Source organism: Humibacter ginsenosidimutans (assembly GCF_007859675.1).
GTDB lineage: Bacteria > Actinomycetota > Actinomycetes > Actinomycetales > Microbacteriaceae > Humibacter > Humibacter ginsenosidimutans.
On the sequence record NZ_CP042305.1, the window covers coordinates 1,195,727 to 1,208,948 of the forward strand.

Genomic DNA, 13,222 nt, shown 5'->3' on the forward strand with positions numbered 1-13,222 from the left:
ACCTCGACTCGGGATGAGTTCGGTAGGAGTCATCAGCCGACGTGGCGGTTCGTGCGCGCAGCGCTCGGGCGGATACCCCATCGCCCAGGTTTCGAGGGTACAGCACGGCGGCGAACACGCCGAAAGAACGAGATCCTTGACGGCCGCGGCACCGTTTGGTCTACTGAGACCGGCGATGGTGCTCGCCGGGATCCGACTTCCGAACCTTCTCGGTTCCGAACCGCCCACGTGCTGATAGCGCCTGTTTCCCCGAAGGGAACAGGTATGCGCACAGGCTCGTGGGTCCGCGCGGCGGTCAGCCGCACCCGCGAGTTCTGTGCGCATACGAGGCGCTTCGCACGGTCGGCGGACCCATGCTGACCCTGTCGCTTCCCGTCATCCAGGCGTTGCAGGTTGCGACGATCGTCTTCGCTTCTCCCGGCATCACGGGCGTGATCTCACGGATCGAAGCGCGAATGCAGGGCAGGCGCGGACCACGCATTCTGCAGCCCTACTACGACCTCGCCAAGCTGTTCCGCAAGGAGAGCCTCGCACCGCTGCACAGTGGGCCGCTTTTCCTGCTTGCGCCGGTTCTCGCGTTCGCGTGCTACCTCACCGTGCCCATGCTCATCCCGGTGCTCACCACGTACGCGTTGCCGCTCGGGAATATGGGCGACATCCTCGGCGGAGGCATCATCCTCGCGTTCGCGAGCTTCATGGTGGCCGCCGCTGCAGCGGAGACGGGAGACCCGTACGCGCAGCTCGGTGCAAGTCGCGCGAAGACCTTCGGCGCCATCACCGAGCCTGTGGTTCTGCTCGTCGTCTTCACCGTGGCGCTCGTCACCTCCACCGACCTTCCCTATGTGCTTGCCGCCACCGTCACGAGCGGACCGGCTCAGCTTGTACGACCGGCTCACCTTCTGGCATCGGCGGCGCTGTTCATGGTGATCCTGTACGAGACGGGGCGCATCCCCATCGAGACGCACACCGGCACGATCGAGCTGGGAATGATCGAAACGGCGCGCCCGTTCGAGCACTCCGGTCCCTACTACGCGTTGCTGAAGTGGGGCTCGTCCGCGAAGCAGCTGATCTTCTACACACTCTTCCTCAACGTGTTCGCGGCGCCATGGGGTCTTGCCTCGACCCGAGACCTCGGGCCGGTGCTGTTCGCCATCGTCGCGCTGATCGCCAAGGCGATCGTGGTCGGCGTCGTCGTGAGTGTGATCGACAACACCTTCGCGAAACTCCGGCTGTTCCGCATCACCGAGTTCGTGTCCGCGGCTTTCCTCCTGGCTGTGCTGGCCATCTTCACGCTCTATCTCGGAGGCGGATAGCCGTGATCGACATCCTCGCCGTGGCGCGCCCAGCGCCCACCGTCTTCGACGGCACCGCGAACACCGTGGCCGTGATCGTGCTGCTGCTCGAGTTCGGCATGCTCCGGGCGTCCCTCTTCGGCGCCCAGGTACGGCTCTACGCTGCACAGTCGGTCGCGGTCAGTGTGTTGGCCGGTGTCGTGGCGGTCGGCCGCGGTGTACCGGAGCTCTTCATACTCGCCGTGCTCTCGCTGTTGCTGAAGGCCGTCATCGTGCCGCTCGTCATGATGAGCCAGCTGCGCGACAGCCGGGCGGAGATCGCGGGCAGCGGTTCCCTCGGCGTCGCGAGCGAGGTGATCATCTCGATCCTCGTGGCGGCGTTCGGATTCTTCGCGATCGGCGCTCTCGGCATCCACTCCGAGGTGCTGCCGGCGGCGGCACTCAGCCTGTCGATGGCCGTCGTGCTCGTCTCGTTCGTGCTGATGATCCTGCGACGAGACGTGATCAGCCAGGCCATCGGATTCTTCTCGCTCGAGAACGGAGTCTCGATGGCGTCGCTGGTGATCGCGGCCGGCCTGCCGCTCATTCTGGAGGTGGCGTTCCTGTTCGACCTGCTCGTCGCCGTCGTGGTGTTCGGCGTTCTCATCAGGGTGCAGAGCGACCGCACGAAGTCGTTCTCCACCGTCGCCCTCGACCGACTGCGAGGCTGAGATGAGCACGATGCTGCTGTGCGTGTTCCTGCTCCCGCTCGGGATGACGCTGCTCTCGTTTCTGCTGCCGCGTCGCGTGACCGAGATGGCCACCATCGTGGTCGGCGTCGCCACGTTCGTGCTCGCCGTCTCGCTGATGTCCGCGGTGACTCACGGAGTGGTGACCGCTCCGCCGTTCCTGCGCGTCGACGCGCTGTCGGAAATCTTCCTGCTGGCCACGGCCTTCCTCTATCCGGTGACCGCCATCTACACGATCGGCTACTTCGCCAAGGAGCGATCGATCGTCGCTCACGACGGAGCGGATGCCATTCCGCAATTCCGCCGCTACTCCCGCTTGTTCTACCTCGGCTTCAACGCTTTCGCGTGGTCGATGATCTGCGCACCCATCGTCAACGGTCTGGCCTTGCTGTGGATCGCGATCGAGATCACCACTGTCGTCTCCGCTCTGCTCGTGGCGATCGACCGCACCGACGGCGCCACCGAGGCCGCGTGGAAATACGTGCTGATCGCGTCCTGCGGTCTCGGGATCGGCCTGCTGGCCACGATCATCCTGTACTACGCGGGCTCGACTGTGCTTGGCGACTCCTACGACCTCGGGCTCGAGTCGATGCTGCGATCGGCGAGCAGACTCCCCGCGGTTCCTGTCCAGCTCGCTTTCGGTCTCGCCGTGATCGGATATGGCACGAAGGTGGGCTTGTTCCCCGTGCACACCTGGCTTCCCGACGCCCACTCCGAGGCACCGACACCGATCTCGGCTCTGCTCTCCGGGGCGCTGCTCGCGACCAGTTTCTATGCCATCCTGCGCTACTACCAGATCGCGGTCGGAGCGTTGGGGCCCGCCTTTCCGCAGAACATGCTCCTGATCTTCGGGGTGCTGTCGCTCCTTCTCGCCGCTCTCTACCTCTTCGCGCAACGCAACATCAAGCGCATGCTGGCGTATTCGAGCGTCGAGCACATGGGCATCCTCGCCATCGGCGTCAGCTTCGGCGCCCCCATCGCCTTCGCCGGCGTGCTGCTGCATGTGCTGGCTCACGCGGCGGCGAAAGGCACTGCCTTCATGGGAGCAGGAACGCTCGTGCACAAGTACGGAACCAAGGAGATGTCCGGCATGCGCGGGGCGATCCGCGCGCTGCCGTTCAGCGGCCCGATCTTCCTGATCGCGATCTTCACGCTCGGCGCGCTGCCTCCTTTCGGCATGTTCCGCAGCGAGTTCCAGATCGTCTCGGGAGGAGTGTCCAGCGGTCACGGCGTCGTCGGTGCCGTGCTGGTGATCCTGCTCTCCACAGCCTTCCTCGGACTCATGTTCGCCACGACTCGGGTGCTGTTCGAGCCGGGCACATCCACGCCCCTTCCGTCATCGGAGCCGAGCTATTGGATGGTCGTGCCCACCATCATCGGAGTGGTCGCGCTACTCGTGCTCGGCGTGCACCCGCCTGACACGCTGGTCGATCTGCTCACCCGCGGCGCGGCCGAGCTGACGGGAGCGGCGTCATGAGCGCGACCCGGGCCGGTTCGACACCGGTCGTGACGGCGCTGCCCGACACGACCGCATGGCACGACGCCGCGGTCGAGCAGGTCAAGGGCGGAGCGCGTTTCGCAGGGCTCTACGCAGACGATGACCGGTTGATCGCCATCCTCGACGGAGGCCGCGGCTTCGAGCTCGTCGAGACGTTCGTGCGGCGCGATGCCGACGGGGCCGGCTCCTATCCGTCGCTGTCGAACGAGGTGCCGCCTGCCTTCTGGTACGAACGCGCGGCCTACGACCTCTCGGGCCTGATGCCCATCGGTCATCCGCGGCCGGACCCGCTGCTCCTGCCACTTCATCCAGGCAGCGATCGTCCGGCGCCCGGCGCATCCGCTGCCGACCTCGGCGCCTTGATCGTCTCCGCCGACACGGACACCCCGGGACCGGTCGACCTGAGCGGGCACGGCCTGCTGACCCTCACGTTCGGCCCGGTGCGCTCCGGAGTCTCGGAATCGATCGAGTTCCTGCTCGAGACGCCGGGAGAAGACATCCCGCATCTGAACATCCGGCCGCACTTCAAGCACCGTGGCATCGCCAAACGCTTCGAGTCGCTGGCCCCCCGAGACGCTGTGCTCGTGGCGGAACGTGTCGAGGGGATCGCGTCGGTCGCCCACGCCCTGGCCTTCTGCCATGCCGTCGAGTCGGCTGCCGGCACGCGCGTGCCGCCGCGGGCACAGCTCCTGAGAGTCATCTACGCGGAACTCGAGCGCATCGCGAACCACCTGGAGTGCGCCATGCGACTGAGCGAGGCAGCGGGACTCGGTGTGGCGATCTCACGGTTCGCCTGGCACAAAGAGCTCGTGATGCGAACGATGTCGGCGCTCACTGGATCGAGGTTCGGTCGCGGCGCTACCGTGCCCGGCGGCGTGCGTGCACCGCACATCGACCCTTCAGCCGCCTTCGGCGCGGAGTGGATCGCGCTCAAGGGTCGTGTGCTCGACGACGCCCGACGCGTCATGCGAACGTCGTCGTTCCTCGACCGACTGCGCGGCACGGGTGTGCTCGACGGCGACTACGCCCGGCGATGGGCCCTTCTCGGTCCCATCGGCCGAGCCAGCGGACACGAGATCGATGCCAGGTGGCAGCATCCATATGACGGCTACGAGGTGCTGCGCCTCCCCGTCGAGCCCGCTTTCGACACCGACGGCGACGCTCGAGCGCGACTTCGAGTGCGCTGGCAAGAGGTCGCGACATCGTTCGACCTGATCGCGCAGTCGGTCGCTGCACTCCCCCGATCCGACGAGCTTGCATGGTCGAGTGAGGCTGAAGAGAGTGTGTCCGACGGTCCGGCGCTCGGCGTGGCCGAGGGGCCGCAGGGCGAGGTGCTGTACTCCATCCGCTTCGAGAACGGCGTGATCGCGCGATGCCTCGCACGCTCCCCCGCCCTGCACGATCTGGTGGCGTTCCGTGATGCGTTCCACAGCGACGTGTTCACCGACTTCGCGTTCATCGAGGCGAGCTTCGGCCTCAGCTATGCAGGGGTGGCGATGTAGATGGCCTGGGCACCGCACGGACTCACGGCCGGCGTCGTCACCACGAAGTGGCCACGCCGACCCGACGCATACTTCGACGGCTTTCCGGCCTCGATCGAGGTCATCCAACATGAGGGCGCTGCGGCGAGCGCAGACCCCGAGGCGCTCGCCGCCGCACAGTCGTGCCCGACGCGGGCGATCACCGTCGGAACGGAAGGCGTCTCCCTCGACCGCGGGCGCTGCATCCTCTGCGGCCGATGCACCCGGCTCGCACCGGAGACGTTCCGGCCGCAGCAGGGTTCCGCGACGGCGGCGCTCGAACGTGAAGGGCTCGTGGTCGGCGCGCACGAGGAGAGCGACGAAGCGCTCACGGGCCTGAAGGCAGAACTCGCAGCGCGCGTGCGGTATCTCGGGCGCTCCGTGCACATCAGGCACGTGGACTCCGGATCCGACGGCTCCGACGAGTGGGAGCTGCAGGCGCTTTCGTCACCGGTGTACGACATCCACCGCCTCGGCATCTTCTTCACCCCGAGCCCCCGCCACGCCGACATCCTGATGGTCACGGGCGTCGGGACCGACGGCATGGCCGGGCCGCTGCGGCGAACGCTGGACGCCATGCCGGAGCCGATCGTGGTGATGGCGGTCGGCACGGACGCCGTCAGCGGCGGTCTGGTCGGTGGCGGCTACACCAGGGGTGCGGGCGTCGCCCCACGGCTGGCCGCCGACGGCCGTGGAGTGGATGTCTGGGTTCCGGGATCGCCCGCCTCTCCCTTCAGCGTGCTGCACGGCATCCTGCTCGCCCTGGGTCGTGTCGACGAATCGGGCGCCCGCGTCCGGAGGGGGAGCACGCGCATGACCCTCCTGGTGGTCGGGATCGGCGTCACCGTCGCCGCGGCCGTGCTCGGCTGGTTCGCCGGCCTTACGCGCGTGCGTCCTGCCCTGGCCTCCGCGATCTCCGCTCTGACGTGGACGCTGAACATCGCGGCGGCGGTGCTCTTCGTCGTCGCCGGCTCGCTGGTGCTCGGGGGCGGCGCAGGGGCTTCTGGTGCCCTAACGACGCAGGGCGCACTCCTGTCCTCCGCCGGTCTGCGACTCGACCGGCTCGCCGCTCTGTTCCTCGTGATCAGCTTCGGTGTTGCCGTTCCGGCGCTGCTCTCGGCCGCATCTCGCGGCGTCGTCCGACGTCCTCGGCTCGCGGCAGGGATTGCACTCGTGCTGCTCGCCACAGCCGTCGTGATCACGGCCGGCGACCTGTTCACCCTGCTCTTCGGTTGGGAGGGCCTCGGCTTCGCGTTCTATCTGGTGGTCGGTTACGACCGCGACCGGCCAGGACGCCCGTTGGCAGCGGTGCTCACCGGGGGCTTCAGCGGATTCAGCGGAGCGGCGATACTGCTGGGCGGCTCCCTGCTGTTCGCCCACAGCCACACGCTCGAGCTGGCAGGAATCGCCGATGGGACGCCGAGGCTCATCCGCGACACGGCGTACGTGCTCTTCGTCATCGGCTTCGCGGTGAAGATCGGGCTGATGCCGCTGCACATCTGGCTGCCAAGGGGATATGCCGCTGCCCCCGGGCCCGCGCGCGCACTGCTCGCCGGGAGCGCCGTCAACGTCGGCTTCTACGCGCTCTGGCGCACGTTCGACGTGCTCGGCGCTCCACCGACCTGGCTCGCCTGCACCGTGCTCATCGTCGGCGCCCTCACCGCGCTGCTCGGCATCAGCCACGCCGCGGTGAACGCGGACCTGGCCTCTCTCATCTCATGGTCGAGCGTGGAGAACGCGGGCCTCATCGTCACCGCCTACGGCGTCGCCCTTGTCGGCGCGATCGTGCACGCGCCCGCCCTCATCGCAGCAGGCCTCCTGGCCGCCACCGCCCAGGTCTGCGCGCACGCGCTCGGCAAGTCGCTGCTCTTCATCTCGGCCGCGGCGATCGAGGACGCCTACCTCACCACCGATCTCGACCGACTCCGTGCGATCGCCCGACGCCTCCCCTTCTCGGGCACCGGACTCGTCATCGGCTCGCTGACGCTCGCCGGCATCCCGCTGACAGCCGGATTCGCCTCCGAGTGGTTCATCCTCGAGTCGCTCATGCAACAGTTCCGGGTCGACGACCTGCCGCTCAATCTGAGCCTGGCCGTTGCCGGTGTGCTCGTCGCTCTGACCATCGGCGTGGCGACGATCGCCTTCGTGCGACTGATCGCCTTGACGGCGTTCGGCCACGCAGGAGAAGACATCCCCCAGGAGCGAAGGGTTTACGAGCGCCGCATCACCCACCGCATCGGCATCGTGCTTCTCGTGGCCGGTTGCCTTGGCACGGCCATGGTCGCGCCGCTCCAGGTGCGCCTGATCGCCGCCGGGCTCGTGCCGATCACCGATGACGCGCCGAAAGCCGTCACCGGCACCTGGATCCTGCAGCCGGTCTACTCCGGGTTCTCCGCGCTGTCGCCGAGCTGGCTGTGGATCACGATCCCCGCCTACGTGCTGTTGATCGGCATCCTCACGCTCGCGATGTCGGGCACGAGGTTCTTGCGCGTGCGACGCGTCTCGCCGTGGCGCTCCGCCTCACCCGGGGTCGCGGGCGGACGCGGCTACACGTCGTTCGCCTTCGCCAACCCGATGCGCAAGGTGCTCGCCGCCATCCTCATGACGAAGGGCGAGCTGCGCCGTGAGGAGATCGCGACGGGCGGCGAGACCGGAGGCGAACAGCGCGGTCCGGCCGGCGTGCGTCTCGGCTACACGGTCGATGTGGTCGATGTCGTCGAGCGATACCTCTACCGTCCGTTGATACCGCTGGGCATGCGCATCGTGCGCCTCGCACAACGGCTGCAGTCAGGACGGCTGGATGCCTACATCGCCTACATGCTCATCGCCCTTCTCGTGATCCTCGCCGTCGTCACCTCCATGGCGGTGAACCGATGAACGAGCGGAGAGAGTTCTTCTGCGTCGGAAGGAAGACACATCATGTCAGTGAACGATGACTCGGGTCGTCCACGACTCGTCGTGGGCGTCGTGCGGGAACAGCCGGACGATGTCGTGCGAGAGGCGATCCGATTCGCCGAGATGCTCGGAGCATCCCTCGAGATCGCCACCGTCGACCCCACCAGCTATACGACCGGGCACAATCCCGACGGCAGCGTCGCCGCGTTCTCGATCGATCCCGATTCCGCTGAGCTGATCACCGAGGAGTTCAACCCCGACTTCGCGGCGCACCTCGGCACGATTCTCGAATCGGCCGGTGTGCCGTGGAAACTGCACGCACTCGCCGGCGACCCGGCACACGAGCTCGCCAGGCTCGCTCACGAGATGGATGCCCTGGCCATCGTCGTCGGCACGCGAAAGCCCGGCTTGCGCACCACCGCACACGAATTCTTCAACGGTTCGGTGGCGGTGCACCTCGCCCATCGACAGCACCATCCCGTGATCGTGGTGCCCCTCCACCCGGCTGCCCAGGGCGAGCGCCTTCCATGGGAATGAGGTCTCTGCGTTCACGCCACCGTAGAACGAGGAATCCCCTCGGACTACTCCCCTAGACCGCTCCCGCGGTCGTCGACGGGCACTGACTCTGACCTCGTGCGGCGACCGCGGGAGCACCTTCCCGTCGCATCGCGGCGTTCTCGTGTCGCACCGTGTCATCGCTGGCGGCCGCCGCACATCACCGTGCGATACCGTGATGCCGATGGTGACTCAGGAGCAGACCGCCCAGGGGACGCGCAGCAGATGGCGGCCGCTGGCATGGGTCGTTCCCCTCATCGTCATCGGGGCCGTCGTCATCGTGCTCGTCGTGCGCTGGCTCGTGTCGTTGACGCCGATCGCCGACTTCATGCGCACCTATCCCGGAGTGAGCGAACTGCCGTCGTGGGCCCCCGTCGGATTCCCGCTCTGGCTGTCGATCCTGCACTTTCTGGCTGGCGCGTTCTTGCTGTTCATCGTGCTCTCCGGCTGGTCCGTGCGCCGCACCCGCCGCGGCGGAGCGCGGCCGCGCGAGTTCTGGATCCGCGACAACGATCGCCTCGTGCGCACTCGCAACCCTCCCGTGCGCATCACGCTCACCTCGTGGTGGCATCTCACGGTCGACTCGCTCTGGGTGGTCACCGGCATCGTCTTCGTCGTGCTGCTCTTCGCCACCGGTCAGTGGGTGCGCATCGTGCCAACCCGCTGGGACGTGATTCCGAACGCGATCTCCGCCGGACTGCAATACGTGTCGATGAACTGGCCGAGTGCCGACGGCTGGATCAACTACAACGCCCTGCAGTTGCTCACCTACTTCGTGACCGTGTTCGTGGCGGCTCCGCTCGCCGTGCTCACGGGCATCCGTCTCGCCCCGGGATTCTCCGTGCAGTGGAGGCGGTTCGACAAGGTGTTCCCGCTCCCGGTGGCGCGGACCATCCACTTCTCGGTGATGATCTGGTTCGTCGCGTTCACGGTCGTGCACATCTCCCTCGTGCTGCTCACGGGCGCCCTGCGCAACCTCAACCACATGTACGCGCTGCGCGACGACCAGAGCTGGCTGGGGCTCATCGTGTTCGTCGCCTCGCTCATCGTGATCGCGGTCGCCTGGGCGCTGCTGCGTCCCCCACGGCTGGATGCCGTCGCCGAGCTCACCGGCAGCGTCAAGCGCCGGTAGGCTTCCGCCGCACACGCGCTGCGCCCCGCCCAGCGCCGCCGACATGACGGTTCGCCCTCTCGCACGGGAAACATGCCCGATCGGCATGTTTCCGGCCCGATGTCATGTCGGAGCATAGCCACACGCTCGCCGCCGGCCCGCCGTTCTTTAGGCTTGAGGGGTGTCCGACCTCGCTCTCGCGCGCACCGCGCTGCGCCGCTTCGCCCGCGCGACGAACCTGCTGCTGGCCGGACGCTCGTTCCGCGTGCTCGGCGACGATGGGCAGGCGGATGCTCTGCGTCGCGTGATGATCGCGTGCGGCGGCCGTGGGGTCGCCGGCTCCCCCGACTACGTCTTCGCCTCGGCGGGCTCCACCTGGGATCGGGCCGCGCAGGCCGACGCATCGGTCGTCGTGGATGCCTCGGGCACGCTCGAGCTGCCTGCCACCGCCCGGCCCTCGGCGCGCGACGGCATCCTCGAGGTCGACGACGTGCAGGTGGTGTCCGCCGCACCGTCCCTGCCGGCTCGGGCTGCGCTCCCCGCGGCCGCTGGCCGCATCGAGTGGGCGTCGTCGAAGATGCCGCTGACGGCATCCTTGGCGCACGATCTGCGCGACGACGGACTGGTCGCGGGACGCCGGATCGCGGTGTCGATGGTGCTGGAGCCCAAGACCGCGGTGCTCGCGCTCGCCTTGCGCGACGCCGGAGCCGACGTCGCCGTCTTCGCGCACCACTACGAGACCGACGATGCGGTGGCCCGTGAGCTGCGCGACCGCGGAGTCCCCGTCTTCGCCGACGGCTCCGGCGATGCCGGCTCCGACCGCGTCCTCGCACTGCGGCTGCTCGACACCGAGCCACAGCTGCTGCTCGACGACGGGGCCCACGTCATCCGGCTGGCGCACCGCGAGCGCCCGACGCTCGTCGAGGCGATGCTGGGCGCGGCCGAGGAGACGACCAGCGGCATCCGTGCCGTTCGCGCCCTCGGCGATGAGCTGAGGATGCCCGTCATCGCAGTCAACGATGCCGTCACCAAGACCCGTTTCGACAACCGCTACGGCACGGGGCAGTCGTGCGTGTTCGCGATCGCCGACACGCTCGAGGCCGCGAGCGCGGAGCTGCGAGTCGCGTCGTTCGACGGCGCACGCGTCATCGTGATCGGCTTCGGCCCGGTCGGGCAGGGCGTCGCGCAGTTCTCCGCAGCCCTCGGCGGCCACGTCTCCGTCTGCGACATCGACCCCCGGGCCGAGCTGGAGGCTCGGTACGCGGGCTACGAGACCGGCTCCGCCGCCGACCTCGTGGCGGGCGCCGACATCGTCATCTCCGCGACGGGCGTGGCGCGCACGGTGCCGCAGGACCTGCTCGAGCTTGCACCCGACGGCACGGTGTTCGCCGTGGCGGGCGGCGTCGACGACGAGATCGAGGTCGGCCGTCTTCGTGCCGTCACTGACGTCGCGGCGGTCGACGACCACGTCGAGACGTTCACGTTCGCCGACGGCCGTTCGATCGCTGTGATCGACGACGGCGGATGCGTCAACATCACGGCAGGCGAGGGCAACCCGATCGAGATCATGGACCTCTCGTTCGCGGCCCAGCTGCAGGCCGTGCGCGCGCTCGTGACAGCCTCGGAGCGACGCGTCGGGCTGTTTGCGCTGAGCGTGGACGCCGACCGCGAGGTCGCGCGCCGGGCGCTGGACACGGCAGGTGGCAACGGCCACGGTGGCTGCGGCGAAGGCCGCGGCTCGAATCGCGACACCGACAACAGAATCCAGGGAGCGACAGCGTGACCGGCATCCGGGTGTTCTCCGCCTCCCTCGTGCTGCCCGTGACGGCGCCGCCGATCCTCGACGGTGCCGTGGCCGTGCGCGACGGACGCGTGCTGCACGTCGGAGACCGCCGCTGGGTGCTTGACGCGTTGCGCGAGCGGGGCGAGGCCTCTGAGGAGACGCATGCCGAGGGCATCCTCGTTCCCGGGCTCGTCAACGCGCACACGCACCTGCAGTACACGGGCATGGCCGAGGTCGGGCGAGGCAGGTACCGCGGATTCGAGGACTGGGCCGCCGCATTCGACGCGCTCTACGAGCGAGCACACGACTGGCGAGCGGACGCTGTCACCGGCGCCGGTCAGCTGCTCGCGTTCGGCACCACGGCCGCCGCCGACGTCGTCACCGATCTCGACGCCGTCGCCGCGCTGCACGACACCGGCCTGCACGGCATCGCCTACTGGGAGGTGATGAGCTGGGAAGACACGGCGTGGCGCGACTACGGCCGCGACCAGGTGCAGGCCGAGCTCGACCGCATCCCGACGACGCCCGGCGCAGGCCTGTCGCCGCACGCGCCGTATTCGCTCGACACGCTGCCGTTGCACGAGATCCCCGACATCGTGCGCGAGCGCGGGCTGCGACTGCACATCCACCTCGGCGAGTCTCAGTTCGAGGGCGAGCGCGTGCCGGACGACGGCGGCGAGCGCCACGAGAACTGGAAGTTCTCCGGCGTGCAGAGCTTCCGCGCGCTGCGCGAGCTCGGCTTCGGCACCTCCGCCACCGAGTTCGTCGACCAACTCGGCGTGCTCGGCCCCGACTGCCACATCGCGCACGGCGTGTACATGACGGCGCAGGACCGCAGGCTGCTGCGGCTGCGCGGCACGAGCGTGGCACTGTGCCCGCGCTCGAACGAGGTGATCGGGCTCGAGCCGCCGCCGGTCGCCGACTACCTGCGCGAGGGCAACGCCATCGCCGTCGGCACCGACTCGCTCTCCTCCAGTCCGTCGCTCGACCTGATGGCCGACGTCGCGGCACTGCACCGGCTCGCCGTCGATCAGGGCTACTCGTCGTCCGACCTGCACGCCAGGCTGCTCGCCGCCGCCACGCTCGGCGGCGCCCGCGCCATGGGTCTCGACGTCGGACCACGGCGCATCGGGCAGTTCGGGGTCGGTGCGGTCGCCGACCTCGCCGTCTTCGACATCCCGGTGGGCACTGTCGAGGATGCCCTCGCCCAGCTCATCGAGGCGGGCGCCGGGCGCTGCGTGGCCGCCTACGTCGACGGCCGACACCGCTGGTCGCGGCCCGACAAGCACGACGCGCCCGACACGGCGCCCGAGGAGGACCGATGACGACAGAGTCGGACGACGTCGCGGGAGACGCGACGGACGCGAGCGCAGCAGGCGAGGCATCCACTCCCCCGATGCCGGAGCGCGCGAGGATGCTCGACCTCGCCCCGCACCCCGAGGGCGGCTGGTTCCGCCGCACGTACACGTCACCGCTCACCGTCGAGCTGCCTCGCGGCCCGCGCGCCGCGGCCTCGATCATCCACTATCTGCTCTCCGACGGCGAGGCCTCCGCCTGGCACGTGGTGCGCTCGGACGAGATCTGGCTGTGGCACGGTCCTGGCACTCTCACGCTGCAGCTGGGCGGCAGCGGGAACGAGCCCGTCGACGGCGAGACGACGGTGCTGGGCGGCGACACGCCGAACGGCGAGAGAGCACAAGCTGTCGTGCCCGCCGGGGTGTGGCAGCGCACCCTGCCCTCCGAGGGCGAGACGCTCGTGAGCTGCGTGGTCTCCCCCGAGTTCCACTACGACGACTGGGTGCTCGACGCGCCAGCGGGTTGACGTTGCCCACGCGTAGCG

10 protein-coding genes and 2 riboswitches are annotated in these 13,222 nt (G+C 68.7%); all 10 genes read left to right on the plus strand.

Annotated elements, in window-relative coordinates:
• Positions 1-16: 16 nt before the first annotated feature.
• Positions 17-94: riboswitch (Fluoride riboswitch) on the minus strand.
• Positions 95-162: 68 nt separating this feature from the next.
• A riboswitch (Fluoride riboswitch) is annotated at positions 163-251 on the plus strand.
• A 102-nt stretch (positions 252-353) separates the two neighbouring features.
• The 10 genes from FPZ11_RS05750 (at position 354) to FPZ11_RS05800 (ending at position 13,204) form a co-directional block, all read left to right on the plus strand.
• Positions 354-1,313: a respiratory chain complex I subunit 1 family protein gene (locus tag FPZ11_RS05750; protein ID WP_146319130.1), complete on the plus strand. Its 960-nt coding sequence runs from the start codon at positions 354-356 to the stop codon at positions 1,311-1,313.
• A gap of 2 nt (positions 1,314-1,315) precedes the next feature.
• On the plus strand, positions 1,316-2,002 hold the full coding sequence (locus FPZ11_RS05755) for a hypothetical protein (protein ID WP_210415961.1): 687 nt from the start codon (positions 1,316-1,318) through the stop codon (positions 2,000-2,002).
• Between the two features lies 1 nt (position 2,003).
• A complete protein-coding gene (locus tag FPZ11_RS05760; RefSeq protein WP_146319132.1) occupies positions 2,004-3,497 on the plus strand; it encodes a proton-conducting transporter transmembrane domain-containing protein in 1,494 nt (497 codons plus the stop codon).
• Positions 3,494-5,020 (plus strand): hydrogenase large subunit, encoded by a 1,527-nt coding sequence (locus tag FPZ11_RS05765; RefSeq protein ID WP_146319134.1) that lies wholly within the window; start codon positions 3,494-3,496, stop codon positions 5,018-5,020. Before FPZ11_RS05760 ends, FPZ11_RS05765 begins: the two co-directional genes overlap by 4 nt.
• The gene (locus tag FPZ11_RS05775; protein WP_210415962.1) at positions 5,021-7,915 is read left to right on the plus strand and encodes a proton-conducting transporter transmembrane domain-containing protein; all 2,895 of its coding nucleotides are present in this window, start codon (positions 5,021-5,023) and stop codon (positions 7,913-7,915) included.
• A 42-nt stretch (positions 7,916-7,957) separates the two neighbouring features.
• Positions 7,958-8,470, plus strand: a complete 513-nt coding sequence (locus FPZ11_RS05780; protein WP_146319136.1) for a universal stress protein — start codon at positions 7,958-7,960, stop codon at positions 8,468-8,470.
• A gap of 202 nt (positions 8,471-8,672) precedes the next feature.
• Complete coding sequence (locus tag FPZ11_RS05785) at positions 8,673-9,620, plus strand: cytochrome b/b6 domain-containing protein (RefSeq protein ID WP_437438618.1); 948 nt, start codon at positions 8,673-8,675, stop codon at positions 9,618-9,620.
• Positions 9,621-9,780: 160 nt separating this feature from the next.
• Positions 9,781-11,382 (plus strand): adenosylhomocysteinase, encoded by a 1,602-nt coding sequence (locus tag FPZ11_RS05790; protein WP_146319140.1) that lies wholly within the window; start codon positions 9,781-9,783, stop codon positions 11,380-11,382.
• Positions 11,379-12,707 (plus strand): amidohydrolase family protein, encoded by a 1,329-nt coding sequence (locus tag FPZ11_RS05795; RefSeq protein ID WP_146319142.1) that lies wholly within the window; start codon positions 11,379-11,381, stop codon positions 12,705-12,707. The genes FPZ11_RS05790 and FPZ11_RS05795 overlap by 4 nt, the downstream gene beginning before the upstream one ends.
• Positions 12,704-13,204: a cupin domain-containing protein gene (locus tag FPZ11_RS05800; protein ID WP_246846549.1), complete on the plus strand. Its 501-nt coding sequence runs from the start codon at positions 12,704-12,706 to the stop codon at positions 13,202-13,204. The genes FPZ11_RS05795 and FPZ11_RS05800 overlap by 4 nt, the downstream gene beginning before the upstream one ends.
• The last annotated feature ends 18 nt before the right edge of the window (positions 13,205-13,222 follow it).

Excerpts from the sequence above, each read along its gene's own strand:
- FPZ11_RS05750 (WP_146319130.1), top strand. The coding sequence starts at position 354 with ATGCTGACCCTGTCGCTTCCCGTCATCCAGGCGTTGCAGGTTGCGACG.
- FPZ11_RS05760 (WP_146319132.1), top strand. The coding sequence starts at position 2,004 with ATGAGCACGATGCTGCTGTGCGTGTTCCTGCTCCCGCTCGGGATGACG.
- FPZ11_RS05765 (WP_146319134.1), top strand. The coding sequence starts at position 3,494 with ATGAGCGCGACCCGGGCCGGTTCGACACCGGTCGTGACGGCGCTGCCC.
- FPZ11_RS05775 (WP_210415962.1), top strand. The coding sequence starts at position 5,021 with ATGGCCTGGGCACCGCACGGACTCACGGCCGGCGTCGTCACCACGAAG.
- FPZ11_RS05780 (WP_146319136.1), top strand. The coding sequence starts at position 7,958 with ATGTCAGTGAACGATGACTCGGGTCGTCCACGACTCGTCGTGGGCGTC.
- FPZ11_RS05785 (WP_437438618.1), top strand. The coding sequence starts at position 8,673 with ATGGTGACTCAGGAGCAGACCGCCCAGGGGACGCGCAGCAGATGGCGG.
- FPZ11_RS05800 (WP_246846549.1), top strand. The coding sequence starts at position 12,704 with ATGACGACAGAGTCGGACGACGTCGCGGGAGACGCGACGGACGCGAGC.